Here is a 25916-nt window from a genome sequence, read left to right as displayed (position 1 = left end):
GGCCTGCCATACGGCAGCCCTGCGCAATGATAGCGAACCAAGGCATCGCCCAACCTCGCCGGTTTAATAGGGATCGAACTCGACGCTGCCTGGCGTGGCTCTGTTGAACAGGACCAACAGCAAGGGGTTGCCGGGTTCGGCTAGAGCATCGGTGCGCAGGCCCAGCACCTCGCCAGCTACCTCGCTTGTATATTCTGCAACCACCTCGCCGAAGTTGTTGCGCTGAATGGCCACCTTCTGTCCGGCTTCGACCTTGTCGCCGAGCTTGACCAGATTTTCGACGATCCCGCCCGCTCTGGCCAGAACGGGGAATCCGCTGTTGCCGATAAAAACCGTCATGTCTTTGCCGGTGCGGCCCAGCGGTCCGGCGACGATGCCGAGATGCTTGATGACGTTCATCGTTCCTTCAACGAACCGTTCGATCATCTCGGGGTTCAGGATGCGCGCCGCGCCGATCTCTGGTGTGAAGGCAGGGACTCCCACGTCGATGAACGCATTGTGCAAGACCGTGGGATACGCGGCTTTCGGCATGTTGAATATCTGGCCGACGGGGTAGAGATCCAGCATCGCCTTGACGTCGGGCCTGTCGATCTCGCCGATGTTGAATGCGCTGAGTTCGAATCCGGTTGTGCCGGTGTGGAAATCGATCGCGGCGTCGGCATTCGGCCGCAGCAGCCGGTTGAACAACAAGCCGGCATGGCGGCTCGGCGCGGTCGGGCCATTCTCGTTTCCGGGCCATTCCCGATTCATGTTGATCAGATCGAGGCCTTGGCCCTGAACCGGCCACCGCCGTTGCATGGTTTCGAGGGCCGGGCGGGACACGTCGGTGACCGCCATTACCGTGCCCGACATCTGCGCCGGATCGAGCTGGTTCATTACGGTCTGGACCGTATGTATCGAACTCATCTCGTCGCCATGGACCCCGCTTGTCAGCACAAGGCGCTTGCCCGGCTTCGCGCCCTTGGCGACAGTCACCGATACATGCCAATGATGTCCAGTGGGCGTCTGCACACCCTGAAAATACAAAAGATGCTTCTTGCCTGGTTCAAGGTCGTTCACGTCGAGCGCACTGACGATTTTCTTTCCCTGAATTTCACCGGTATAGACTGTTCCCGGGCTTGGGCCGATGGATGCCGCCGAGGTCTCCTTCGCATTGGCGGCGCCGGCAACAAAAGCCGCCGATGCGCCTACCGTTGCGATGGAGGCGATCATGAAGTCGCGTCGATCGATACGTTCAAGGGTGTTATCCGGCATGATGGGTCCTTTGTCGACGGGAAACGCCGTTAAGCGTGGATTAGGGCAATTTACATTAGTGCTAATAGTTTTGTGTAACAAAAGGCCACACCAATGCCAAGCAACGCTGATCCGATCCGGAACTGGTTCGAGCAAGGCGGCCGAGCGTATGCACGCTTCCGCCCCGAATATCCGCCAGAACTCGCCGCTTTTCTCGCTTCGGTCGCCCCGGACAATCGCATGGCGGTCGATGTCGGATGCGGCAACGGACAACTGACGCAGCTTCTGGCTTCCCATTTCGATGCAGTGGTCGGACTGGACCCCAGCGCCGACCAGATTGCGAATGCCATTCCCGGCAAGCGCATCACCTATCAATGCGCACCGGCCGAACAATTGCCGCTGTCCGACGGTTCCGCAAGCCTGATCACCGCCGCGCAGGCAGCGCATTGGTTCAATCTGCCCAGCTTTTACCAAGAGGCAAGACGAGCCGCCGCGCCAGACGGTGTTCTGGCGCTGGTCAGCTACGGCGTCCTCAATCTGGAATCCGCCCTGAACGAACGATTCCAGAGGTTCTACTGGAATGAGATTGGTCCCTATTGGCCTGCGGAGCGAAAGCTCGTCGACACCGGCTATGCAACCATCGACTTTCCATTTGAGGAACTGGCAGCGCCCCCTTTTGAAATCAGGGTCCATTGGCGCCTGAGCCAGTTCTTGGGCTACCTGCTTACCTGGTCAGCGGTTCGCAGCGCCAAGGAAGCCGGGCGTGAAGAATTGCTTCTTGGCTTTGCCAACGACATTTCATCGGCGTGGGGTGATGAAAACATTCAGCGCGCCATCGTCTGGCCTATCAACATGCGGATTGGAAGGCTATGACTGTCGCAACGGCCATGTTGCGGCCGACTATGACATACTCCAGAGAAATGCTCGGCTCCTCCCGGATAAAGTAGCGTTCGGGAACTTTCACCGTTCGGCGTGAGTACAGCTCCGGAGGACTCGTGCGACGCCGTTCGTATCATTCCTGATAAACAATCTTATGCTCAACGTTCTTATCGACTGGGTTCTTCATCTCGACACATACCTGAAAATATTGGCCGACAACCATGCTGTTCTGGCCTATGCCGTGCTTTTCGCCGTTATTTTCATAGAAACCGGAATCGTCGTTGCTCCCTTCCTTCCGGGCGACTCGCTGTTGTTCATTGCAGGGACGCTTGCGGCTCAACACGTGATGCATCTGCCCATTCTGATTCCTGTACTAGTCATTGCGGCGATCGCCGGAGACGCCTTGAACTATGCATTGGGAACTGCAGTACGCAGACGTACCGTCGATGCGCACCGACTGCGTTTCTTGAAGCCCGAGCACATTGCCCGGACACACGCTTTTTTCGAGCGTCATGGGGGCAAGGCGGTCGTATTGGCCCGCTTTGTGCCGATCGTGCGTACGCTGGCCCCGTTCTGCGCTGCGCTGGGACGCATGCAATACCGCACTTTCCTGAAATACAACATTATTGGCGGCCTGCTATGGGTGGTCGGCCTGATCGGCGCCGGCTATCTGCTCGGCAACGTTCCCTTCATTGGCGACAATCTCAATGCCGTGTTGCTGGGCATCATATTCCTGTCCGTGCTGCCGACCGTCGCAGGCAAGATCAGAAAGCCCGCCAGAACAGCAAGGCAAGAAAACTGAATACGAAGCTAAGGAACGGTCCTGGACAATACGATCAATATCCCCCCACCTTGTATCGGAATCAAGGCAGCCGCGTCGGCATCTTTGGCGATTATGGCGATTCCAGCCACGGATTGATGGCCTCAAGTCCTCCGGCTTCAAAGGGACTTGTGTCACGGGTCGCAACGATCAGGCCGTGTGCAGCGGCCGTGGCCGCAATGTAGCCATCCGCCTGGCCGATAGCTTTGCCTTGGTCCTCGCCAGCGCCATCAAGTCAGCATAGGTCCTGGACGTGTCCAGATCGAAGGCCAGCACACGGCCCGCAAAGGCCGGCAAAACCTCTTTCTCCATGCGCTCTTGGTAGATCGTGCGGCGCTTGCCCTTGGGCATCGTCGCAAGACCGTAGCGCAGCTCGGCCACGGTGGCAGCGGACAGATAGAGTGTTTCAATGGCCTGAGCGTCGATCCACGTCAGCACGTTGGGATTCGGCTCGACCTTCCACAACTCGGAAATGACGTTGGTATCGAGAACGATCATTCGAACCTCAGCGGCTCGGCGGGCGTCTTGTCACGCAGTTGGTTAAGGCGCTCAGCCTCGGCCTCGCTCAACCCGCCTGCCTCGCGGGCTATGGACGCAAGCAGCGAACCGAGTCTGACGCGCTGGGGTGGGCGGACTGCGTTTTCCAGAATGTCTCGGATTTCGGCCTCGGTGCTGCGGCCATGATGGGCTGCCCGCACACGCAGCGCGCGATGCACCTCATCCGGTAGATTTCTGACGGTGACGTTCGCCATGACAGCCTCCTTATCAATCAGATCTCATTGATATCGTTTTATATTTATTGATATCAAATGACAAGGATCTGAGCCACTATCGCTGTTCCTGATTATTGATTGCTCCAACGCATCGGTACCCGGGCGACGCTACAGGCCGGCTACGGCATGCTCAGGCAATGACGATGACACAGAGCATGCGGCGACATGGCGTTCACCAGCAACACCGCCGGATACCGGATCAATTCATCAAGACGCGATGCGAGACAGTTCTTACGGCCTGATCCGCCAGGCCTTCATCCTTCCATTGCTTTCGCCCGTAACAGTAACCTGGGAACTCATGCTTCAATGTGGTTTCCCCCTTGAGAAGAAGGCGAACCAGAGCGGCCAGCTTCTTCAGTTCTGGCACATTACGCACTTCGACGGGTGCCACGATGCTCACAAACCGGCACCAATTCAACCATTCGACCTTGATCGAAGGCTGCACCGCAAACTCGGCTTCCTGGCTCAAGCGTGCCTCTTCGCGCCTGACCGCTTCAAGCCAGACTTGCCTATCGGGTGAAGGCTCATGGGTGTAGTAGCGAACCTTCTTGCGGCTGCGCCCCACTTTTTTGTATATCTTGCTTGAGCTCCCAAAAAGGCCTCCCTCTTCTTCTTTACGAAAAGGTTCGGTCGCCTCGAGCGCGGCGGCAACGATAGACTCTTGAAAGACATGACGTGGATGTTGCCAAGCCACATTCACGCGCCGATCGCCCTGGATGAAGGCCAGATCGTCCCACCATGACAAGGCGTCCGGATCGATTCCATCGTAGACATGACGCACAAGGACCCCATCGTCGAATTGGTCGCCACGCTTGTTCCGATGATATTGCTGCGCCATGCGGCGAAACCGCTCCAGCCGTCTGTTTTTCATGAAGGCTCCTTCAGTGAAAGGGTCAGTATGAGGCGGACACCCCTTCTTCGATACATTGCCACTATATTCGTCTTTTGATAAAATAAAAACCATCAATTGACGATTCAACGAGGCCATTATGTCCACCCTCTCCGACCAAAGCAGGTCATCACCCAAGCAGCCCGGCCGACCGCCTGCCCACGCCTTTTGGAAGATGGCGCACAAGCTGGGGACGATGAGCGAGTCAGACCGCATCCAAAGCATCAAGGCAGGCTTTAACTTCGAGATGGCCAATGCGGCCAAGCAGACGTTCCGGCTGACCTCGCAAAACATCGGGACGCTGTTGAACCTGTCTGTGGCCACATTCGAGCGGCGGCGCAAAGATGCCAAGCCGCTGGACGCGGTCGCCTCGGAGCGGCTGGACCGGATCGCCGCCATCGCCTTAATGGCCGAAGAGGTCTTCGAAGATGCCGCTGCAGCCTCGGAATGGATGGCAACGCCTAACCCGGCTCTGAATGGAAACGCGCCCGTCATGCACTGCGAGACGTCGATCGGCGCCCGCCAGGTGCGCCGAATCCTGAATGCCTTGGAATGGGGCGGCGTCGTTTAATGATCGCCTGGAGAATCACCAAGGCCAAAAGAGCGCGAGATTTGACAGGCAAAGGGGCGGCGCTCGATGGCGGCCGCTGGAATGACGTGGACGTGCCCGCCGTCTATATGGGGCTTTCACCAGGCATCTGCAGCCTGGAAACATTCGTGCATACGAACCGCTACCCTGCTCTTCCCCTGAAGATCACACGCTTCATATTGCCCGACGACGCGAACTTGTATCTCGAGCCGAATCCGCGCACGCTGCCCGAAGATTGGGCAGTGATTCCGCCCGATCGCGCCAGCATGGCCTATGGAACGAAGTGGCTGCGTAGCGCGCAGCACCTGGGGCTTATTGTGCCGTCGGCCGTATTGCCGCTCGAGCGCAACATTGTCATCAATCCCGCCCATCCGGCCATCGCGAAGGTAACCATCGACGCGCAATTCGACTTCATGTACGACCAACGTATGTTTCTCAAGCGCTAGACCAGCACCTCGGCCTCGGTACGGTGCCTTAAAAAAAGAAACCCCTTGGAAACCAAGGGGTTAACTGGCGGAGACGGAGGGATTCGAACCCTCGATGCGGGTATAAGCCGCATGCTCCCTTAGCAGGGGAGTACCTTCAACCTCTCGGCCACGTCTCCGGATACAAGTCCGCTATTCTAGCACAAGATATGGGGCAAAAAGCCTTCAGGCGCGGGGCTTGGCGCTGATCGCCTGCGCATCGGGCAGCGCCCGAAAACCGCGCGAAGCTGGGCCCGAAAAACGTGCGAAGCCCAGAACCAAAAACCGCACGAACGAGGTCTTCTGCGCCGGGCCCGCCCATGGAGATCAGGCCGAAGCTTCGTCTATGGCCGAGGCTTCCTGGTCAAGGCCGAAGGCCTTGTGCAGGGCACGCACGGCAAGTTCCATGTACTTGTCGTTGATGACGACGGAGGTCTTGATCTCGCTGGTGCTGATCATCTGGATGTTGATGCCCTCTTCGCTGAGGGTACGGAACATCAGGCTGGCGACACCCACGTGGCTGCGCATGCCGATGCCGACGATGGACACCTTGCAGACCTCGCCGTCGGCCACGACCTCTTGTGCGCCCACCGACGGCGCGACCTGGTTCTTGAGCAGCTCGAGGGTGCGATGGTGATCGTTGCGGTTGACGGTGAACGAGAAGTCGGTGGTGCCGCGCACAGACTGGTTCTGCACGATCATGTCGATGTCGATGTTGGCAGCGGCAACCGGGCCGAGGATGGAATAGGCCACGCCCGGCGTGTCCGGAACAGCCAGCAATGTCATCTTGGCCTCGTCACGGCTGAAAGCAATGCCCGAAACAACAGCGGATTCCATTTTTTGGTCTTCCTCGAAAGTAATTAAAGTGCCCGACGTCATTTCTTCGTCGAGCGGAATCAATGGGTCGGTAAGCGACGACAGCACGCGCACCGGCACCCGGTACTTGCCCGCGAACTCGACGGCGCGTATTTGCAGCACCTTGGAGCCCAGGGAAGCCATCTCGAGCATTTCTTCGAAGGACATGACGCGCATGCGGCGGGCCTCGGGTACGACGCGCGGGTCGGTGGTGTAGACGCCGTCGACATCGGTGAAGATCAGGCACTCTTGGGCCTTGAGGGCCGCCGCCACGGCCACCGCCGAGGTGTCTGAACCGCCGCGGCCCAGCGTGGTGATGTGGCCCTGCTCGTCTATGCCCTGGAAGCCCGTGACGATGACGACGCGCCCGGCGTCGAGATCGGCGCGGATACGGGCGTCTTCGATGGAACGGATGCGGGCCTTGGTGTAGGCTGAATCGGTGCGCACGGGCACCTGCCAGCCGGTATAGCTGCGCGCCGACACGCCCTGCGCCTGAAGCGCCATGGCCAGCAAGGCGCTGCTTGCCTGTTCGCCGGTGGCGGCAAGCATGTCGAGCTCGCGTCCGTCGGGGTTGGGGCTAAGCTCTTTGGCCAAGCCCAGAAGACGATTGGTTTCGCCCGACATCGCCGACGGAACGACCACCACCTGATGACCGGCGGCATGCCATTTGGCCACCCGCCGGGCGACATTCTGGATGCGTTCGATGGAGCCCATCGAGGTGCCGCCGTATTTATGAACGATAAGGGACATGATCTTCTGTCCTGCCTTTTTGCCCTGATTGAATCAATGGAAATACTTTGCAAGTTGCCGCAAAGCAAACCAGTTATTCTACCAGCACGCGGCCCCGGACGCAGCGAATCAGCGCATCGCCATGCTTGACCTGCATCTGGCGGTCGTGCCCCAGCGCATGCAGGCCGCGCATCTGGCGCATCAGTTCGGCAAGGCGGGCGTCGGTAGGCATGCGCAGCCCCTGGGCGGCCAGCCAGTGCCTCAGGACAAGCGCCTGGCGCGCCTGAGAAAGCTCGCGCCAGCGGGCCAGCGAGAAACTGCGGCCGTCCTGCGAGGGCTCCAGTCCGGCCAGGTCTTGCGTCGCCACTTCTTGCAGTACCTGCGAAGCTTCACGGCTTTGGCGCGCATGGCGCGCAAGCGTGGCCTGCCAGCCGGGCCAGCGGTCGTCCAGCTGGGGGGTCAGGCGCTCGCGCACCGCCGAACGGGTGTAGCGGTCTTCGGCATTGGTAGGGTCGTGCACAGGCTTCCAGCCCGCCACGCGGCGAAATTCGTCGGCCAGCCGCAAGATGCTGGCCCGGCTTACGTCCAGCCAGGGCCGCAGGTAGACGAGGCCGTCCCTATGCATTTGCGGCGCCATGGCGCCAAGCCCCTGGGGTCCCGCACCGCGCAACAGGCGCAGCAGCACGGTCTCGGCCTGGTCGTCCTGATGGTGGGCCAGCAATACATGGCCGACGCCCGCCCGCTCGGCCAGGGCCGCCAAGGCACGGTAGCGAGCCGTGCGCGCGGCCGATTCGATGCCGTCGCCGGCGGGATCAACCTGAACGCGCATGCTATGGCACGGCACGGCCAGCAGTTGGGCCAGGTCGTGCACCTGCCCGCGCCAGTCGTCGGCAATCAGCTGCAGGCCGTGATGGACATGAAGAAAATGCAGGGCGATGCCGCGCTGCCTGGCGACCTCCGCCGCGTGCACGGCAAGCATGGCCGAGTCGGCCCCGCCGCTGACCGCGACGCCCACCGCCCGCGGCGTCGGGTCCAGCGATGCAAGGGCCCGGTCTATGGCCGACAGCAGGGCCGGCGAGCCGAATGGCAAGCCGGCGGGCTTGCCGGATTTTTTCCCGGACGAAGTGGAGTCAGGCACGGGCCTCTTGGTAGCGGCCATAGGTCATGAGCCGCTCAAGGCGCTGGTCGATGAGCTGCTGAGGGGTCAAGCCCGATACCTGGCGCAAGGCATCGGACAAGGCGCGGCCGAGCTGCCTGGCCATGACGACCGGATCACGATGCGCGCCGCCCACGGGCTCGCTGACGACACGGTCGACCAGGCCCAACTCTTTGAGCCTGGGTGCGGTGATGGCCAGGGCTTCGGCCGCCACCGAGGCCTTGTCGGCGCTGCGCCACAGGATGGAGGCGCAGCCTTCGGGGGAAATGACCGCATAGGTGGAATACTGCAGCATCATCACCACGTCGCCCACCGCGATGGCCAGCGCGCCGCCCGAGCCGCCCTCGCCGATGATGGTGGAGATGATGGGCACCTTGAGCTCGGCCATGGCGTACAGGTTGTGGCCGATGGCCTCGGACTGGCCGCGCTCTTCAGCGCCGATGCCGGGGTAGGCGCCGGGCGTGTCGACAAAGGTGAACACCGGCAGGCTGAACTTCTCGGCCAGACGCATAAGGCGCAAGGCCTTGCGATAGCCCTCGGGCCGCGGCATGCCGAAATTGCGCATGGCGCGCTCTTTGGTGTCGCGCCCCTTCTGGTGGCCTATCACCATGCAGGGGGTGCCCTGGAAGCGGGCCAGCCCGCCGACGATGGACAGGTCGTCGGCATACATGCGGTCGCCGTGCAGCTCGTGGAAATCGGTGAAGATCTCGCGCACGTAGTCGAGGGTGTAGGGCCGTTGCGGATGGCGCGCCACCAGGGCCGTTTGCCACGGCGTGAGCTTGGCGTAAATATTCTTCGCGAGCGTCTGGCTTTTTTGCTGCAGGCGCGCGACCTCGTCCGAGATGTCCACGGCCGAGTCTGCCTGCACGAAGCGCAGCTGCTCGATCTTGTTTTCGAGTTCGGCCAGCGGCTGTTCGAATTCTAGGAAGGTATTACGCATAAGAGCTTGTTGTCCGGTGGGAAAAGACGCAAGGTCGGTTCAGGTTGCGGTTATTTTGGAGCTACGCTTAGGCTGCGCCACAGGTACCAGGTGGCAACGGTGCGCCACGGCGCCCAGGCCTGCGCAACCTCGCGCGCCTCGAAGCGGGAAACGGGCTCGCCACTGAAATAGTGTAGCGAAATTGCCTTGAGCAGGCCGACGTCGTCAAGAGGCAGCACGTCGGGACGCTGCAGGCTGAAGATGAGGAACATCTCGGCTGTCCATCGCCCTATGCCCCGTATGGCGCAAAGATCGGCGATCACGGCCTCGTCGTCCATGCTCGCCCAGGCGGCTGGGCGCAGCTTTTTCTCGGCGAAGTGCGTGGCAAGGTCGACTATGTACTCGCACTTGCGCCTCGACAACCCAAGTTCGCGCAGTTCGTCTAATGAAATGGCGGCCACCTTGGCCGGCGCCGGGCGGCGTCCGCAACGCTCGGTGAAGCGCACCCAGGTGGCGTCGGCCGCCTTGGTGGACACCTGCTGGCCCACAATGGCACGGGCCAGCGTCATGAAGGGAGTCGACGAGGCGACCAGCCACTCGGAGCGATGCTGGGGAATGACCTTTTTCAGGATGCGATCGCGCCGCATGAGCTGGGCCGATGCCTCGTCCCAGAAATGCGGTTTGTCTTCGATTGTAGAAACGTCCGCCATGCCTGCCCCTATGTCCGGCGCCATTGGGTCGCGCCGCCGGCCTTGTCTTCGAGCTCGATGCCCGATTCGCGCAATTGCTCGCGTATGCGGTCGGCCCGGGCGAAGTCGCGTGCATGCTTGGCGGCGGCCCGCTCGTCGATCAGGGCCTGGATGGCATCGGACGTGAGTTCGTGGCCTTCGGCGACAGCACCCAGGTAACGGCTGGGCGACTGCAGATAGTGTTCGGGCTCGGCCTGCAACAGGCCCAGCACGCCGCCCAGCAGGCGCAACAGCGCGGATGCCTGGCCGGAGCGCGTACGATTGGCCTCGGAGGCCAGCTCGAACAACACCGCCACCGCGCCCGAAGTGTTGAAGTCATCGTCCATGGCGCTGCGGAACGCCTGGGCGGAAGGATGGTTCCAGTCAAGGAGCGCGCTGCGATCGGCCGGCACATTGTGCAGCGCCTGGTATAGGCGGTCGAGCGCGTGCTGGGCATCGCGCAGGTTGTCCGGCGTGTAGTTCTGCACGCTGCGATAGTGATTGCGCACGATGAAGAAGCGCAGCATCTCGGCTTCGCGCGGATTGGCCTGGTATGAAGCCGCGTCGTCCGACAACGAACCGGGCAAGGCCACGGTTTCGCGTATGGTGCGGAAATTGCCCAGCGATTTGGACATTTTGTCTGCGTCGACCATGAGCGGACCGCAGTGCATCCATACATTGGCCAGCACGCCGCCAAAGGCGCCTTCGGTCTGGGCGATCTCGTTCTCGTGGTGGGGAAACTTCAGGTCGGGGCCGCCGCCATGGATGTCGAGCGGCAAGCCCAGCAGGGCCTTGCTCATGGCGGAGCATTCGATATGCCAGCCCGGACGGCCCAGCCCGTAGGGGGACTCCCATTTCGACTCGGGCGGCTCGTCTTGCTTGGCCGATTTCCACAACACGAAATCGAGCGGGTCGCGCTTGGCCGAGGCGACGGCCACTCGTTCACCGGCGCGCAGGTCGTCCAGAGACTTGCCCGACAGCTTGCCGTAGCCCGGGAAACGGCGCACGGCGTAATTGACGTCGCCATCGTCGGACCGATAGGCCAGGCCCTTGTCTTCGAGCTTGGAGATGATGTCGAGCATCTGGCCCACGTGCTGGGTGGCGCGGGGTTCGGAATCGGGGGTTGCCACGCCCAGAGCAAGCTCGTCGGCGTGCATGGCGTCGATGTAGAAGCGGGTGACTTCGTGCATGCGACGCCTCGTCTGCACCGCCTTGCGGATGATCTTGTCGTCGATGTCGGTGATGTTGCGCACGTAATCCACCTGGTAGCCGGTGGCCCGCAGCCAGCGCTGCACCACGTCGAAGCTGACCAGCATGCGCGCATGGCCCAAGTGGCAGAAATCATAGACGGTCATGCCGCAGACATACATGCGGACGCGGCCGGGTTCCACCGGCGTGAACGGCTGTTTGTCGCGGGAAAGAGTGTTATAAATGTGCAGCATGCCCAGTCAAAAGAAATAATCCGTTAAGCGCGCGCCCTTGCCCAGCCATCGTATCGCAGACGTGGCCATGGGTGCGGGGCCGGGTTTTGTTCGAATCCCAACCAAGGCTAAAATGGCGGTCGATAAGTATAGCAAGTGCGCGCTTGCCCGTACGCTGTGCTTCCGACCCACCACTGACCCATAGGTACCGGCCCGTGCATCAACACATTTGTAGACTCCTGGCGATGGCACTGCTGCTGGCCGGCACGACGGCAGCCGCCACGGCCCATGCGCAAAGGGCTGCAAGCGGCGTCGAGCCCCATGTGAACCTGGACGCTTCGCTGTCGGCCACCGGGCAAACCGGCAATGCAGATATTGCGCAGCAACTGGGCCCCACCGTAGTGGTTGCCGTTCCGGCGGCACCGGGCGAAAAACTATTCGACGACCCGCCGCCGCGCGAAGGCGGCTGGAAAGGCCTTGCCCGTTTGCTTCAGGCCATGAGCCCGGGGGTCGATACATCGATACCCATGACGCCGTCGCAAATTACCGACCGCATTTCGGCCATGATGGACAGCGGCCAGTACGCCGAAGCGCTGGATGTCATCGACCGGCGCATTGCCCAGCGCGAAGCCGAGATGGCCATGGCCAACGACGTGCAGTTGCTGTTTTTGCGCGGACGCGCCCTGTCGGGTCTGGGGCGGCATAACGACGCCATCCGGCACTACCTTAACATGACCACCCAGTTTCCGGAACTTCCCGAACCCTGGAACAACCTGGCGGTGGAATACGTATCGCTGGGCAAGCTCGACATGGCCCACGACGCCCTGCAGATGGCGCTGGCCGCCAATCCCGCCTACCCGGCAGCCCAGGCCAATATGGGCTGGGTGCGGCTCATGCAGGCCCGCCGCTCTTTCGAAAACGCCCCGGGCGCGCCCGGGGCCCGCCAAGCCGCAGAGCAAACGGCCGAAATTCTGCGCCGCTAAGCCGGCGCCTCTCAACTGCCTTTCATGCCATGCCAGTCAAATCCATGATCCACCGCGTCCTGATCCCATCGGCGCGCCTTTCCAGCCTCTTTGTTGCCGCCGCCCTGGCCTTCGGTCCGGTCGGGGCATCGCAGGCCGCCTCATCCACTTCCACAGAAGGTCAATCCATGAGCACCACTCCACGCGTAAAACTCCAGACCAGCATGGGCGACATGGTCATCCAGCTCGATGCCGAAAAAGCGCCCAAAACCGTCGACAACTTCCTGACCTATGTGAAGGAAGGCTTCTACGACGGCACGGTCTTTCATCGCGTCATCAACAACTTCATGATCCAGGGCGGCGGCTTCGAAGCGGGCATGAAGCAGAAGTCCACTCACGAACCCGTCGAGAACGAAGCCAACAACGGCCTCAAGAACGACCGCTACACCCTGGCCATGGCGCGCACCAGCGACCCGCACTCGGCCACCGCGCAGTTCTTCATCAACGTGGCCGACAACGACTTCCTCAACTTCACCTCGCCCACGCCCAATGGCTGGGGCTATGCCGTGTTCGGCAAGGTGGTCGAGGGCACCGAGGTCGTCGAGCAGATCAAGGGCGTCAAAACCGGAACCAAGGGCTTCCACCAAGACGTGCCGGTGCAAGACGTCGTCATCGAGAAAGCGACCGTCGTTGAATAGCATAGCCCTGCCGGGTACGGTGTGGCTGGCCTCCGACATGCATCTGGGCCCCGCCACTCCCGGCACCCGCGACGCTTTCCTGCGGTTTCTCGATCAGGCATGCGCCCAGGCGGATGCCTTGTTTTTATGCGGCGACATCTTCGATGCGTGGATCGGCGACGACCTGGCGCTTCGCGCGCCCCCGGCCTGGCTGCGGGAAGTCCTGGACGCCCTGGCCCGGGCCGCCGCCGCACTGCCGTTATGGCTGGGCCGCGGCAATCGCGACTTTCTGATCGGGCGCGCGCTGAGCGACCATTTGGGGGCAAGGCTGCTTGACGAGCCCGTTTGCCTTCAAACCGCGCAGGGCCTGGTTCTGGTCAGCCATGGGGATGAATACTGCACGGCCGACGTAGGCTACCAGCGCTTCAAGCGCATTGTCCACAACCCTGTTATCCAGCGGGCTTTCCTGAGCCTGAGCCTGGCGCGGCGCCAGGGCATCGCCGAATGGGCGCGACGCCGCAGCATGGCCTCGCATGCCGGAAAAGCTCCGGAGATCATGGATGTAACGCCCCAGGCGGTACATGAGGCGTTTCAACGCACTGGCGCCGTGGCCATGGTTCATGGGCACACCCACCGGCCCGCTACGCATACCTTACAGGTCGAGGGCGCGACGCGCTTTCGGGTGGTGCTGCCCGACTGGGACTACGACCACGGCGCCTGCCGCGGCGGCTGGGCGGTCATCGACGACAAGGGCATACACCTGCGCCATTTCACCTAGACGTCCGCCTGTTTGGCGGCGGCGCCCCGCGGCAGGACGCCTTTCCGCCATACCGCCGAAGAAAGCGACGCTCGCGACCAGGCTATCGGAAGTACAACCACGCAAGAACCACCGCGCCCAGCCCTATGCGATACCAGGCAAACGGCCGATAGGTATGCCGCGCAACGAAATTGAGCACCGCGCGCACGACGATCATGGCGCTGACGAAGGCCGCCACGAAGCCGATGACAATGCCCAGCAACTGCTGGTCGGACAAAACGGCGCCGTGCTTGTAGAAGTCGTACACCGTGGCGGCCAGCATGGTGGGCATGGCGAGAAAGAACGAGAACTCGGTGGCGGTCTTGCGTTGTATGCCCGCCAACATGCCCCCGATGATGGTCGCCCCCGAGCGCGACGTACCCGGCACCATGGCCACGCATTGGGCGAAACCCACCACCAGCGCCTGTTTCCAGGTGATCTGCTCCAGGCTGTATGCCGTGGCATGCTGCGAGGCCACCGTATCATCCGCGTGCTTGGCGAAGTGCGGCTTGCGCTCCACCCACAGCATGATCAGGCCACCCACCACCAGGGTGGCCACGAAGATGCCCGGATGGTGGAACAGCGACTTGATGAAGCCGATGGCCAGGGCGCCAATCACGGCGGCCGGCAGGAAGGCAATGGCCAGGTTGCGGGCGAACATCAATTCTTCACGCTCGCCCGACAGTACGCCGCGCGCCAGCTGCCACAACCGGCCCCTGAATATCCACATCACGGCCAATATGGAGCCGAACTGGATGACGACCTCGAAGACCTTGTTGTCGCCCGAAGAGAAATTGATCCAGTCGCCCAGGATCAGCAGGTGGGCCGTGCTCGATACCGGGATGAACTCTGTAAAACCCTCGACAAGACCCAGAACCAGGGCCTTCAGATAAAACCACGCACTTTCCGTCATAACCTCTCGCTAGAAAACAGGCTCCGAAAAACAAGTACGGAGCCATCCCGGCCGCCCCGGCGGGCGGCCTGACAAAACAATTGTGCCGGGCACTCGGGCCTAGCTTGCGTCATCGGCGCCATCTTCGGGCTGGCTATAAAGCACACGCTCGATGGCCACGGCCGCGATGCGCCGTCCGTCGATACGCTCTACGGTAAAGCGGAACGACGCATGCGGCTGCTGAAGTACGCAGCTGTCGCCGGCGGCGGGAAGATGGCCGAAACGCTCGAGCAGATAGCCGGCCAGTGTGGAATAGACTTCGTCGTCGCCCACCAGCCCATCGGCATTGAGGACCTGTTCAAGGTGATGCAGATCGGCCGCGCCGTCCACCCGCCAGTGGTCATCGTCTATCTGGACGATGTCGGGCTGTTCGTCTTCGTCGGGGAACTCGCCCGCAATCGCCTCGAAAACATCGATGGGCGTCACCACCCCTTCGATGGCGCCGAATTCGTTGGTAACGAGCACCAGTTGCCCCCTGGCGCGCTTGAGCGTCTCCATGACCTTGAGGATGCCGATGGACTCGTGCACGATGATGGGATCACGCAGCCTGGAAAGGCGGATTGCGCCGTGGGTGATCAGATCGGCGATGAGTTCTTTGGCCCGTCCTATGCCCACGACCTCGTCCAGCGCGCCCCGGCACACGGGAAAAAAGCTGTGCGGCGAGCCATCGAGCTGCCGGCGCAGCGTCTCGGTGTCGTCGTCGAGATTCAGCCACGAAATGTCGTTGCGCGGCGTCATGATGGAATGGATGCTGCGATCGGCCAGTGTCAGCACGCCACTGACCATATTGCGTTCCGTGTCGCCGAACACCTGCTGCCCGGGCACGTTTTCCTGGTAGGCCGGCTGCTCGGCGCTGGCCAGCGGGCGTTTGCCCAGCATGTACATAATGCCTTCGGCGGTGCGTTCACGCATCGGCCGGCGCGACTCCAGGCGCCGCACGTTGCGGCGGGCCAGCTGGTTGAACGATTCGATCAGCACCGAAAAGCCGATGGCGGCATACAGATAGCCTTTCGGGATCGCAAAGCCGAAGCCCTCGGCGACGAGCGAAAAACCGATCGTCAGCAAAAAGCCCAGGCAGAGCACCACCACCGTAGGATGGGCATTGACGAAAACCGTGAGCGGCTTGGAGGCGAACAGCATGATCCCCATGGCTATCACCACGGCGATCATCATGACCGGCAGATGGTCGACCATGCCCACTGCGGTAATGACGGCATCAAGCGAAAACACCGCGTCGAGAACGACGATCTGCGTCACGATGAGCCCGAAACTGGCGTGCAGCCGCTCGCCCGTGCCGTGCTCGTTGTGCCCCTCGATGCGATCGTGCAGCTCGATCGTGCCCTTGAACAGCAGGAAGAAGCCGCCGATGATGAGGATGAGGTCGCGGCCTGAAAACTCCAGCGGGCCCAAAAAGACCAGCGGCGCGGTGAGCTTGATGAGCCAGGACATCACCGTGAGCAGGCCCAGGCGCATGACGAGCGCAAGCGACAGGCCCATGACGCGTGCGCGGTCGCGCAGCTTCGGCGGCAGCTTGTCGACCAGAATGGCGATGAAGATGAGATTGTCGATGCCCAGGACGATCTCGAGGACGACCAGCGTCAGCAAGCCAACCCAGGCCGACGGGTCGAGCATCCACTCCATCAACAGACTCCTTTATGCGGTATGAGCATCATAGAGGCATTTGATTGCGCGCACGTAACAGTGCGTTGGCGAGTGCGTCAGCCTTGCAGGTGGGCGAGCATCTGCGTAAAGACCTTGGGGCTTGCAGCCAGCACGCTGCCCGACTGCATCCAGCCCTGTTCGCCTTCGAAGTCGGCGATGAGGCCGCCCGCCTCGAGCACCAGCAGGCTGCCGGCGGCCATGTCCCAGCGCTTGAGATTGGCGCCGCAGAAACCATCGAGGCGCCCGCTGGCCACATAGGCAAGGTCAAGCACCGTTGCGCCCATGCGCCGCGCGCTGGCACACTCGGCCAGCAGCTGGGAAAAGCGCCCTGCGACGGTGAGGTCGCTGGCGGACCTGGGCACGTGGGCGCCGATCAGGGCATCGTGATAGCGGCTCTGGCCCGAAACGCGTATGCGGCGATCGTTCAGGAAGGCCCCGCCGCCCCGGCTGGCCGTAAACAGTTCGTTGCGATTGGGGTCGAAGATGACGGCCTGCGTGACCTGGCCCCTATGGGCCAGGGCGATTGATACCGCATACACCGGAAAACCATGAATGAAGTTTGTGGTGCCGTCCAGCGGGTCGATGATCCATTGGAATTCGGGCGTTGCATCGGGCTTGGCGCCCGCGGCAGGATGGGCACCCGACTCTTCGCCCAGGAATGCATGGTCGGGATAGGCCGTGCGCAGGACTTCGATGATGGCGTCTTCTACGGCGCGGTCGACTTCCGTGACATAATCCTTGGGTCCCTTGCGCGCCACCTGCAAGCGCTCGAGATCGAGGCTGGCCCGGTTGATGATTGTGCCGGCGCGGCGTGCCGCCTTGATGGCGGTGTTGAGCATCGGGTGCATATGTGTCCGTATTACCTTTAAACCGCCTATTTTAAATGACACAGGCAGATTGTTCTAAATGAGCCTATTCCCAGTCGGCGACGGCGCCCCGCCCTTCGAGCGCATTGAATTCATCATGGTACAGCCCAGCCACCCCGGCAATGTCGGCGCGGCGGCTCGAGCCATCAAGACCATGGGCTTCCAGAAACTGAGCCTGGTGGCGCCCCGCCATGAAGACATAATCAACCAGCCCGAGGCGCAGGCGCTGGCCAGCGGCGCCACCGACGTGCTGGCCGGCGCCCGGGTTCATCCTACGCTAAGCGAGGCCCTGGCCGGCACCACGCTTGCCTTTGCCCTGACGGCACGGCCGCGCGACCTGGGCCCGCTAGTATGCGACATACGCCAGGCGGCCGACGCCGGCAGGGCACATCTGGCCGAACATGTCGATGGCCGCATCGCCGTCGTGCTGGGCACCGAGCGCTCGGGCCTGACCAACCACGACATTGCCCTGTGCCAGCGCATCTGCCATATTCCCGCCAACCCCCAGTACAGCTCGCTGAATGTCGCTCAGGCCCTGCAGCTGGCGGCCTGGGAACTGCGCTATGCCCTTGTCAGCGGCCTGGGCGAACCGCTTGTCCCGCGCACCGACAAGCAGGCCGCCACGGCCGGCAGCCTGCCCGCCCCCAACGAAAAAGTCCAGGCGCTCATGGCCCACTGGCAGGAAGCCCTGGTTTCGATCGAATTTCTCGACCCTGCGCATCCCAAGAAGCTCATGCCCCGCATGCGGCACCTGTTTACGCGCAATCAGCTGTCACAAGACGAAGTCGACATGATGCGGGGCGTATGCACGGCGATGATACGCGCCGCGAACCGCCGAGGCTGACCACCCACCCCAACCTCGCGGCGGCGTTGCCGCTATGCGCCCTGGGCCCCGGCCGCCGGCCCATAGGCATGGTCCGGCATCTTGAAGCCGGCTTCCTGCAGCCGGCTGGGCAGATCGCGCCGGATGTCATTGAGCAAAGCGCCGTAGTCGCCGGCCCGCGCCCAGGCCTGGACGACGATCACGACGGTACTTACCCGGCTCTCGCCCGTGAAGACGGCGGGAGCCGGCGAATCGAGCACCAGGGGATGGCTTTCTATCAAAGAACGGGCGGCCTGCAGGGCCTGGACGATGTCCTGGCCATAAAGAATGCCTACCTGGACGTCGATGCGCCGCGACCCGTTGCGGCTGAGGTTGACGATGGGGTTGCCCCAGACCAGGCTGTTGGGCAGGGTGATTTGCGTGCCGTCGGCCTGGCGGAAGCGGCTAAGGAACAGGCCCACCTCTTCAACCGTGCCGTCGGCCTTGCCGACCACCGATACCGATTCGCCGGCTCGCAAAGGGCGCAGGGCAAGCAGCATGATGCCCGCCGCAATATTTTGCAGGGTTCCTTGCAGCGCCAAGCCCACGGCCAGGCCGGCCGCACCCAGCATTGCAATGATGCTGGCTGTCTGTACGCCCAGTTTGGCAAGCACCGCAATGAGCACGATGATGCGTATGGCCCATACGGTAACGGTATGCGCCATGGGCACGATGGTGGGATCGACCCGGCTGGAGCGCGCGGCCAGCTTGCGCACCGCCCGGCCGGCCAGCACCGATACCCCCCAGCCTATGAGCAGGATGATTATTGCAACGGTCAGCCGTATGACGACTGCTTCAATGTGTGGCAGCCACAGGGCCCACACGCTCATTGATTCATTCATGGTTCCGCCTTTGACTGCAGTTGGGCCGAAACGGCGCCAAGGCAAAGATGATATCTTCGCTTTCTCGGCGCCGCTACAACAGCTTGTCCACAGATATTGTGGATAAACCCATGGAAAAGCCGTTGATGAAGTAGTATTTTCCTTTTTTATCCAAAGCTTGCATGCAGGTATTCGAAATGCTCAAGACAAACGCCAAAAAACCCGTAAACTAGCAGCCTGAACCGAGCAAACAAAACGTAATAATATTTACAATTATGCTACGGCTACCGAGCGCAGACTCGGCCTACAGGAGAATCCGGGCGATGTTGTGGCGCAAGGACGCGTTAAAAAGCATTTACGTACGCATGTTCCTCGTAATATGCGTTGCTGTCCTACCTTCGCTTGCGGGGTTGGTGTTCTACGTCTACGAACAGCGCGGCTATCTTACTGAATACAGCACCGAAAACACAGAACGTTTCGTGCAATTGGCGGCGCATGATGAAAGCTGGCTGTTCAGCAGTACCCGCAATATGTTCTCGGCAATTGCCAACATGCCCCTGATCGCCGAGAAAAACTGGCCCCTGTGCCATAAATACATGCGCAATCTGCTCAAAGAGCAGACCGACTACCATGACATCGGCCTGATGTCGGTAACCGGAGAAAGCCTGTGTTCGGGCCTGCAAGACCCCGAGGCTTTACGTACCGTCAATTTTTCCGACCGCGAGTACTTTCAGCGCGCGCTCTACGAAACAGGACTGATCGTCAGCGACTATCACGTGGGCAGAATCTCGGGCCAGCCCGTGATTCTGGTCGCGACCGCCCTGCGCACACCCGACGGTCTGCCATGGGTGGTGCTGTATGCCTCGCTGGACATTACTTCGATGGTCCGCGCCCGCCATGCCGCCCAGCACTCCGACGAATCCATCATCACCATTCTTGATCGAAACGGCGTGGTCCTTAACAGCATGCCGCCCCGGGCAGACATTGAAATCGGCCAGACCCTGGCCGACGTCCCGCTGCAAGAACTGCTGTCCCGCAACTATCAGGGCTCCGGCATTCTGAAGCGCAGCGACGGAAGCGAGTGGCTCGTCAGCCACGCCCGCACCGGAACCGAAGAAGACCCCGGCGCCTTTACGGTCATTTATCAGCACCCCACTGCAACGGCCATGGCGAAGATGTACCGCACTTTCTGGATAAGCGGTGCACTGGCGTTGCTGCTGGGGCTGCTGACCCTGATCCTGGGCTGGGTGGGCATACAGGCCATCGTGGGCCGCAATGTGCGCTATCTGGCCGCGGCGGCAAAGCGCTTGAGCCAGGGCAAGTACGACACCCGGGTAACCAGCATGGTGTCCGGACAAGAGTTCATCGAGATCGCCAGCCAGCTCGACCACATGGCCAAGGCGCTGGGCCGCCAGGAAGCCCAATGGGCGCAGTCGCTGCAGCGCCAGCTGGGCCAGAACAAGATCCTGCAGATGATCGCGCAGAACCAGCCGCTCGACGACACTTTGCGCGCCCTTACCCAGGTCACCCAGGCGCAGATCGAGGGCGGCATCGTCTCCATCCTGTTGCTGGCGCCCGATGGCGAGCACATCCAGTCGTGCATAGCCCCCTCTTTGCCGGACAGCTACGCACAGGCGCTCGCACAGCTGTGCTGCGATGACGAAACCGGCACCTGCGGCAGCGCCATGGCGCAGAACCGTGTGGTCGTCACCCCCGACATCGCCACCGACCCCGCCTGGGAATCGCTGCGCGACCTGGCTCTTGTCAATGAACTGCGCGCCTGCTGGTCGCATCCCATCCTTGCGGCCGACGGCAAGGTGGTCGGCTCGCTGGCCGTGTATTTTCACAAACCCGGCCCCCCGGGCATGGAAGACCTGCAGTTCAGCAAGATGGCTACCGAGGTCGCTTCAATGGCCATCGAGCACAATCGCCACCACGAAGCGCTTCGCTACCAATCCAGGCATGACGTACTCACCGGCCTGTACAAGCGCGAGGTGTTCACCGCGCGCATCGACAACGCGCTCAGCGCGGCGGCGGCAAGCAACCAGCGCTTCTATGTCATGAACCTGACCCTGCACGGGTTCAAGGAAATAAACAGCACCTTCGGCCATCACATCGGCGACAATTTATTGCGCACCGTGGCCCAGCGCCTGCGCAATCTCATCGGCGACAAGGGCGACGTCGGCCGCTCCAGCGGCGACGAGTTCGCCCTGCTGTTCCGGCAACCAGACCTGACCATGCCCATACGCGACCTGGTCCAGGAAATACTCAACGAAATCCGCCGTCCGGCCGAACTCGACGGCACCGAGATGCAGATCAGCGCCAGCATCGGCATTGCCGAGTATCCGGTTTCCGGCCTTGAACCCGACGTCCTCATGCGCAATGCCGACAGCGCCATGCATCGCGCCGAGCGCGAAGGCACCGGCTTCGCTTTCTTCGACGCGTCGCAGCATGAACGCACACCCAATCGCCTGCTGCTTTTGTCCGATCTGCGCCATGCCCTCGATTCCGACGAGCTGTTCCTGCACTTCCAGCCGCAGATCAGCCTGCGCCGCCGGCGCACGGTTGGATTCGAAGCATTGCTGCGCTGGAAACACCCCAGCAAGGGCCTGGTTCCGCCGGGGCACTTCATGCCGGTTGCCGAATACAGCGACCTGATCCATCCGCTTACCTTGTGGGTGCTCGACAGGGCCCTGGAACAATGCAGCCAGTGGCACAGCAAGGGTCATCATGCAAGCATCAGCGTGAATGTATCGGCGCGCAATCTCCTCAACCCCGAGTTCCCTACTCAGATCCAGAAGCTGCTGGCCCGCCACAACGTGCCCGCCCACTATCTTGAGGTCGAGATCACCGAAAGCGCCATCATGGTCGACGCCACGCGTTCCCTCAGCGTGCTTCACCGCATCCGCGCCATAGGCGTGCGCATCGCCATCGACGATTTCGGCACCGGCCACTCGTCGCTCTCGTACCTGCACAAGCTGCCGGTCGACAACCTGAAGATCGACCAGTCCTTCATCCGCGAAATGGACAACGACAAAGAAAGCCAGACCATCGTCGATTCGATCATCGGCCTGGCGCACAACCTCAAGGTCAGCGTTACCGCCGAAGGGGTCGAAGACCAACGCAGCCTCATGCGGCTTTTGCAGCTGGGCTGCGACTTCGCCCAGGGCTACCTCATTTCCCGGCCCATCGCGGCTGCCGATGCGGACGCCTGGCTGGAAGAAAACCGCTGTTGAGGCGGGCAAAAGCCGGTATTGCCCCAGAGTCTTTACGGTCAGCGATTTGCCTGCTTATGCGACTGTCTTTTTAGTGTCGACAGGCGCCAGGCCGCAAAAAAAGGCCCTGCCGAAACCAGGCAGGGCCTTTGCATGTGGGCAGGCTGCTTTACGCCACCGCCACAAGACGCTGGAGCTTGGCGTCGTCGTCGAGAAGTTCCTGGCTGTCGGAATCGTGCACGATGCGGCCGCGATCAAGGACGATCACCCGCTCGGTAAGCTCGAGCGCCATGCGCGCATGCTGCTCGACGATAATCACCGACAAGCCGCTTTCCTTGACGAGGCGCCCTACGACGCCCAGCAGTTCCTGGACGATGATGGGGGCAAGCCCTTCCATGGGTTCGTCAAGCAGCAGCAGGCGCGGATTGACCATGAGCGCGCGTGCGATGGCCAGCATCTGCTGTTCGCCGCCGGACAGCTGGTTGCCCATGTTGTTGCGCCGCTCTTGCAAGCGGGGAAACAGCTGGTATATCTTGGGGACCGTCCATTCGCCCGGGCGCGCCACCACTGTCAGGTGTTCTTCGACCGAAAGCGACGGATACATGTGCCGCTCTTGGGGAACCCACCCCAGGCCGGCCTGGGCCCGCTTGTAGGTGGTGACGTCGGTGATGTCGCTGCCCTTCCAGAAGAGCTTGCCCTTGTGCAGCTGGGTCAGGCCCATCATGGTAAGCAGCAAGGTGGTCTTGCCCATGCCGTTTCGTCCGAGCAAGGCCAGGCTCTCGCCTTCCTTGATCGTGAGCGAGACGTCTTCGAGTACCACGGCTTCGCCATAGCCCGCCGTTACGTGCTCCATTACGAGCAAATCGCTTCCTTTATTCGTCATGCGCTGCCTCGCCCAAATAGACTTCTTTCACACGTTGGTCAGCCGAGATTTCGGCCGGCGTGCCCTCGGTCAGGACCTTGCCGCCCACCAGCACGGTAATGCGCTCGGCAAAGCGGAACACCAGGCCCATGTCGTGCTCGATGAACACGACCGTGACGTCGCGCGGCAACTGGGATATGACCTCGAAGAGTTCGGCGCTGTCGGTGGACGGAATGCCGGCGGCGGGTTCATCCAGCAACAACACCTTGGGCTTGGTGGCCAGCGCCAGGGCGATCTCGACCAGGCGCTGCTTGCCATAGGGCAGGTTGCGCGTAACGGTGTTGATATCGCGGTCGAGACGCAAGGTGGCAAGCAAGGCCAGCGCTTCGTCGATGGCCTCTGTTTGCTGGGCCACGGTGCGGAACCAGTTGCGGTACAGGCCGTCGCGTTCGCTGATGGCCAACACGACCGATTCAAGCACCGTAAGCCCCAGGAACAAGGTATTGATCTGGAAGGTGCGTGTCATGCCCATCTTGACGCGCTCGTGCTGCGAGCGCGACGTGATGTCCTGATCGCCGAAGAAGACCTTGCCCGAGGTAGGCTGCAACGCGCCCGTAAGCAGGTTGATGAAGGTGGTCTTGCCCGCGCCGTTGGGGCCGATCAGCGCGTGCCGGCCGCCCGGTTCGAAGGTAAGCGAGATGTCGCTGTTTGCCTTGAAGGCGCCCCACTGCTTGGAGATGCCCTCAGTACGGAGAGTGGTGTTCATGCCCGGCCTCCTGCGTTTGCTGCACGGGCGCGGCGCCGTTCACGCCAGGCGTCGAAAGCGCCCAGTATGCCGCCACGCCCCACCATGACGATGATGATAAGGAACAGGCCGATCCAGAATTGCCAGTACACGGGGTTCACGTTTGCGATTTGATCCTGCGCGATCATGAACACCAGTGCGCCGATCAGCGCGCCGTAAAGGCGGCCGGTGCCGCCCAGCACCAGGATGATGAGCAGGTCGGCCGAACGCACGAAACCGAGCGAATCGAGACCCACGAACTGGGTGGTCTGGGCCAGAAGCGCCCCGGCAATGCCGGCAAGGCCCGCGCCCAGCGTATAGACGGCGATGAGACGGCGGTTGATGTTGGCGCCGATTGCCGGCATGCGCTTGCCCCCTTCGCGGATGCCGATGAGGCTGAGCCCGAAGGTTGATCGCGCAATGCGCCGAACCAGCACGAACACAATGAACAAGACTGCGAAACTGTAGAAGAAGCCGGTCTTGCCTTGCAGATCGAACTCGAAGATGCCCAGCAGCTTCCACATCTGGATGCCCCACAGGCCATCGACCCCGCCCGTGATGAAGGCAGCCTTGTTGGCGATTTCGTAGAGCATGAGGCAGATGCCCAGGGTGACCATCAGACGGGTGAGGTCATGCCCGCGCACCACCAGGAAGCTGGTCAGAAAGCCGAATATGGCCGCCACGATCGCGCCCGCCAGCATGCCGCTGATGGGTTCGCCCCAGCCGTGCACCGACAGCAGGCCGGCGGTATAGGCTCCGAGGCCGAAGAACGCCGCATGGCCCAACGAAACAATGCCCGCATACCCAAGGATAAGATCCAGGGAAAGCGCGAACAGGCCGAGAATCATGATCTGGCTGGCCAGCACCAGGTAGCCCTGGAACAGGAAGAATGCGACGAAAGGCAGCAGCCAGAAGATGATTTCGTACTTCGTCCACTTGGCATTGGGCACACGGGGCGCCGGCAGCTTGTCCGAAATGGACAGCGAAGATAAAAGAGTTGATTTCGTCATGAGCGCCTCGAGATGAGTCCGGAGGGGAAGAGAATGAGCAACACGACCATCAACGCGTAAATCACGAATGCCCCCAGAGAGGGAACATAGTATTTACCCGCCACGTCGAAGACGCCCAGCACGATGGCCGCCAGCAAGGGGCCACTGATGGTGCCGGCGCCGCCCACGGCCACGACGATGAGGAAGTACACCATGTACTTGAGCGGGAAGGTGGGATCGAGGCCAAGCACGTCGATGCCCAACGCGCCGCCCAGCCCGCCCAGGCCGGAACCCAGGGCGAACGTTACGCTGAACACGCGGCTGACGTTGATGCCCAGGCCCGCCGAGGCCTCTTGGTTGTCGACCGAGGCGCGAATCTGCGCACCCAGGCGGGTACGCTCGATGAGCAGGAACAGGGCAGCCGTAACCACGACGACGACCGCGATCAGGAAGAGGCGATAGATGCCCAGCCCGACGCCAAACACCGAGACCTGCCCACGCAGCCAATCAGGCAGGTGGACCGGCTGTTGCGACGGACCCCAGAAGTAGATGCCCGCTGCGATCACCATGAAGGTAAGACCGATGGAAAACAGCACCTGGTCGAGGGGATCGGCCCGGTAGAGCCTGCGGTACAAGGTGCGTTCGAGCACGAAGCCCACGATGGCGGCGGCGATGAAGGCCAGCGGCAAGGTGGCCAGGAAAGGCACGCCAAGCTGCCGCATGAGCTCGACGGTTACGAAGCCGCCGACCATGGCGAATGCGCCGTGAGCCAGGTTGATGAAGTTCATGAGGCCCATGGTTACCGACAGGCCTACGCTGATCAGAAAGAGCAGGCTGCCGTAGGCAACACCGTCAAACAGTACGCCAAGCAGGTTTCCTAGCATGGCGGCCACCCTGTGCTCCAGCGGAACACCTGTCCGCTATCGGCAAACGTATGCGGCATGATGAATGCACTCCCCATTGTTGAGATTGACTAAAAGTATCGAAACCGGAATCACTGTAACGAAGAACAG

General features: G+C 61.8%; 25 protein-coding genes, 1 tRNA gene and 2 pseudogenes. 9 read left to right on the top strand and 19 right to left on the bottom strand.

The features are described 5' to 3' along the window. Positions 1 to 63: 63 nt before the first annotated feature. A complete protein-coding gene (locus tag C7440_RS12985) occupies positions 64 to 1254 on the bottom strand; it encodes a succinylglutamate desuccinylase/aspartoacylase family protein (protein WP_116518837.1) in 1191 nt (396 codons plus the stop codon). A 93-nt stretch (positions 1255 to 1347) separates the two neighbouring features. Between C7440_RS12985 and C7440_RS12980 the strand changes: the two genes are divergently transcribed. Beyond that, positions 1348 to 2106: a class I SAM-dependent methyltransferase gene (locus C7440_RS12980; protein ID WP_116518836.1), complete on the top strand. Its 759-nt coding sequence runs from the start codon at positions 1348 to 1350 to the stop codon at positions 2104 to 2106. 160 nt (positions 2107 to 2266) lie between these two features. After that, positions 2267 to 2914: a VTT domain-containing protein gene (locus C7440_RS12975; RefSeq protein WP_116518835.1), complete on the top strand. Its 648-nt coding sequence runs from the start codon at positions 2267 to 2269 to the stop codon at positions 2912 to 2914. 91 nt (positions 2915 to 3005) lie between these two features. Here C7440_RS12975 and C7440_RS12970 read toward each other — a convergent pair. The 3 genes and pseudogenes from C7440_RS12970 to C7440_RS12960 form a co-directional block, all read right to left on the bottom strand. Further along, positions 3006 to 3430 (bottom strand): annotated as a pseudogene (locus C7440_RS12970) (PIN domain-containing protein). After that, the gene (locus C7440_RS12965; protein ID WP_116518834.1) at positions 3427 to 3684 is read right to left on the bottom strand and encodes a FitA-like ribbon-helix-helix domain-containing protein; all 258 of its coding nucleotides are present in this window, start codon (positions 3682 to 3684) and stop codon (positions 3427 to 3429) included. Before C7440_RS12965 ends, C7440_RS12970 begins: the two are co-directional and overlap by 4 nt. A gap of 220 nt (positions 3685 to 3904) precedes the next feature. Further along, positions 3905 to 4576, bottom strand: a complete 672-nt coding sequence (locus tag C7440_RS12960; RefSeq protein WP_116518833.1) for a hypothetical protein — start codon at positions 4574 to 4576, stop codon at positions 3905 to 3907. Positions 4577 to 4694: 118 nt separating this feature from the next. Here C7440_RS12960 and parS point away from each other — a divergent pair, with 118 nt between their 5' ends. Both parS and C7440_RS12950 read left to right on the top strand, forming a co-directional pair. Beyond that, entirely contained in the window at positions 4695 to 5165 is a 471-nt protein-coding gene (parS, locus tag C7440_RS12955) for a type II RES/Xre toxin-antitoxin system antitoxin (protein WP_243410906.1), read from the top strand. After that, a complete protein-coding gene (locus tag C7440_RS12950) occupies positions 5147 to 5629 on the top strand; it encodes an RES family NAD+ phosphorylase (RefSeq protein ID WP_306669721.1) in 483 nt (160 codons plus the stop codon). The genes parS and C7440_RS12950 overlap by 19 nt, the downstream gene beginning before the upstream one ends. A 65-nt stretch (positions 5630 to 5694) precedes the next feature. On the opposite strand, the gene C7440_RS12945 is transcribed toward C7440_RS12950, so the two are convergent. The 6 genes from C7440_RS12945 to cysS form a co-directional block, all read right to left on the bottom strand. After that, positions 5695 to 5787 (bottom strand) — tRNA-Ser (locus C7440_RS12945). A gap of 187 nt (positions 5788 to 5974) precedes the next feature. Continuing rightward, the gene (locus tag C7440_RS12940) at positions 5975 to 7252 is read right to left on the bottom strand and encodes an aspartate kinase (RefSeq protein ID WP_116518832.1); all 1278 of its coding nucleotides are present in this window, start codon (positions 7250 to 7252) and stop codon (positions 5975 to 5977) included. Positions 7253 to 7325: 73 nt separating this feature from the next. Next, a complete protein-coding gene (tilS, locus tag C7440_RS12935; protein WP_165832593.1) occupies positions 7326 to 8288 on the bottom strand; it encodes a tRNA lysidine(34) synthetase TilS in 963 nt (320 codons plus the stop codon). 73 nt (positions 8289 to 8361) lie between these two features. Further along, positions 8362 to 9327: an acetyl-CoA carboxylase carboxyltransferase subunit alpha gene (locus C7440_RS12930; RefSeq protein ID WP_017522782.1), complete on the bottom strand. Its 966-nt coding sequence runs from the start codon at positions 9325 to 9327 to the stop codon at positions 8362 to 8364. A 50-nt stretch (positions 9328 to 9377) separates the two neighbouring features. Next, the gene (locus C7440_RS12925; protein ID WP_165832582.1) at positions 9378 to 10016 is read right to left on the bottom strand and encodes a DNA-3-methyladenine glycosylase family protein; all 639 of its coding nucleotides are present in this window, start codon (positions 10014 to 10016) and stop codon (positions 9378 to 9380) included. An 8-nt stretch (positions 10017 to 10024) separates the two neighbouring features. Further along, positions 10025 to 11476: a cysteine--tRNA ligase gene (cysS, locus tag C7440_RS12920; RefSeq protein WP_116518829.1), complete on the bottom strand. Its 1452-nt coding sequence runs from the start codon at positions 11474 to 11476 to the stop codon at positions 10025 to 10027. 224 nt (positions 11477 to 11700) lie between these two features. Between cysS and C7440_RS12915 the strand changes: the two genes are divergently transcribed. The 3 genes from C7440_RS12915 to C7440_RS12905 all read left to right on the top strand — a co-directional run bounded on the left by C7440_RS12915 (position 11701) and on the right by C7440_RS12905 (position 13872). Next, positions 11701 to 12438 carry a hypothetical protein gene (locus tag C7440_RS12915; protein ID WP_017522779.1) on the top strand — a complete coding sequence of 246 codons (738 nt, stop codon included), beginning with the start codon at positions 11701 to 11703 and terminating at the stop codon, positions 12436 to 12438. Between the two features lie 167 nt (positions 12439 to 12605). Next, on the top strand, positions 12606 to 13115 hold the full coding sequence (locus C7440_RS12910; RefSeq protein WP_116518894.1) for a peptidylprolyl isomerase: 510 nt from the start codon (positions 12606 to 12608) through the stop codon (positions 13113 to 13115). After that, positions 13108 to 13872, top strand: coding sequence for a UDP-2,3-diacylglucosamine diphosphatase (locus tag C7440_RS12905; RefSeq protein ID WP_116518828.1), 765 nt, complete (start codon positions 13108 to 13110; stop codon positions 13870 to 13872). The genes C7440_RS12910 and C7440_RS12905 overlap by 8 nt, the downstream gene beginning before the upstream one ends. An 82-nt stretch (positions 13873 to 13954) precedes the next feature. Here C7440_RS12905 and C7440_RS12900 read toward each other — a convergent pair whose 3' ends face one another. From C7440_RS12900 to C7440_RS12890, 3 genes are all read right to left on the bottom strand, one after another. Continuing rightward, positions 13955 to 14803, bottom strand: a complete 849-nt coding sequence (locus C7440_RS12900) for an undecaprenyl-diphosphate phosphatase (RefSeq protein WP_116518827.1) — start codon at positions 14801 to 14803, stop codon at positions 13955 to 13957. Positions 14804 to 14902: 99 nt separating this feature from the next. After that, entirely contained in the window at positions 14903 to 16483 is a 1581-nt protein-coding gene (locus tag C7440_RS12895; protein ID WP_116518826.1) for a TerC family protein, read from the bottom strand. Between the two features lie 77 nt (positions 16484 to 16560). Further along, complete coding sequence (locus C7440_RS12890; protein WP_116518825.1) at positions 16561 to 17352, bottom strand: inositol monophosphatase family protein; 792 nt, start codon at positions 17350 to 17352, stop codon at positions 16561 to 16563. Positions 17353 to 17410: 58 nt separating this feature from the next. Here C7440_RS12890 and C7440_RS12885 point away from each other — a divergent pair, with 58 nt between their 5' ends. Beyond that, positions 17411 to 18214, top strand: a complete 804-nt coding sequence (locus tag C7440_RS12885; protein WP_116518824.1) for an RNA methyltransferase — start codon at positions 17411 to 17413, stop codon at positions 18212 to 18214. Between the two features lie 32 nt (positions 18215 to 18246). On the opposite strand, the gene C7440_RS12880 is transcribed toward C7440_RS12885, so the two are convergent. Next, positions 18247 to 19074, bottom strand: coding sequence for a mechanosensitive ion channel family protein (locus tag C7440_RS12880; protein ID WP_116518823.1), 828 nt, complete (start codon positions 19072 to 19074; stop codon positions 18247 to 18249). A gap of 344 nt (positions 19075 to 19418) precedes the next feature. Here C7440_RS12880 and C7440_RS12875 point away from each other — a divergent pair, with 344 nt between their 5' ends. Further along, complete coding sequence (locus C7440_RS12875) at positions 19419 to 22289, top strand: EAL domain-containing protein (protein WP_165832581.1); 2871 nt, start codon at positions 19419 to 19421, stop codon at positions 22287 to 22289. Between the two features lie 148 nt (positions 22290 to 22437). Here C7440_RS12875 and C7440_RS12870 read toward each other — a convergent pair whose 3' ends face one another. From C7440_RS12870 to C7440_RS12855, 5 genes and pseudogenes are all read right to left on the bottom strand, one after another. Beyond that, positions 22438 to 23151, bottom strand: a complete 714-nt coding sequence (locus C7440_RS12870; protein ID WP_040548037.1) for an ABC transporter ATP-binding protein — start codon at positions 23149 to 23151, stop codon at positions 22438 to 22440. Continuing rightward, positions 23141 to 23200 carry a hypothetical protein gene (locus tag C7440_RS20310; protein ID WP_371743493.1) on the bottom strand — a complete coding sequence of 20 codons (60 nt, stop codon included), beginning with the start codon at positions 23198 to 23200 and terminating at the stop codon, positions 23141 to 23143. Before C7440_RS20310 ends, C7440_RS12870 begins: the two co-directional genes overlap by 11 nt. 183 nt (positions 23201 to 23383) lie before the next feature. Beyond that, a pseudogene (locus tag C7440_RS12865) lies at positions 23384 to 23896 on the bottom strand (ATP-binding cassette domain-containing protein); the annotation flags it as partial. Beyond that, positions 23893 to 24924 (bottom strand): branched-chain amino acid ABC transporter permease, encoded by a 1032-nt coding sequence (locus C7440_RS12860; protein ID WP_017522768.1) that lies wholly within the window; start codon positions 24922 to 24924, stop codon positions 23893 to 23895. The gene C7440_RS12860 and the pseudogene C7440_RS12865, both read right to left, overlap by 4 nt. Continuing rightward, the gene (locus tag C7440_RS12855; protein ID WP_026067598.1) at positions 24921 to 25787 is read right to left on the bottom strand and encodes a branched-chain amino acid ABC transporter permease; all 867 of its coding nucleotides are present in this window, start codon (positions 25785 to 25787) and stop codon (positions 24921 to 24923) included. Before C7440_RS12855 ends, C7440_RS12860 begins: the two co-directional genes overlap by 4 nt. Positions 25788 to 25916 lie beyond the last annotated feature (129 nt).

The sequence above is a fragment of the Pusillimonas noertemannii genome (assembly GCF_003096595.1).
Classification (GTDB): domain Bacteria; phylum Pseudomonadota; class Gammaproteobacteria; order Burkholderiales; family Burkholderiaceae_B; genus Pusillimonas; species Pusillimonas noertemannii.
The sequence above is the reverse complement of the archived record's forward strand: the minus strand, read 5'-3'. Positions and strand labels throughout refer to the sequence as shown.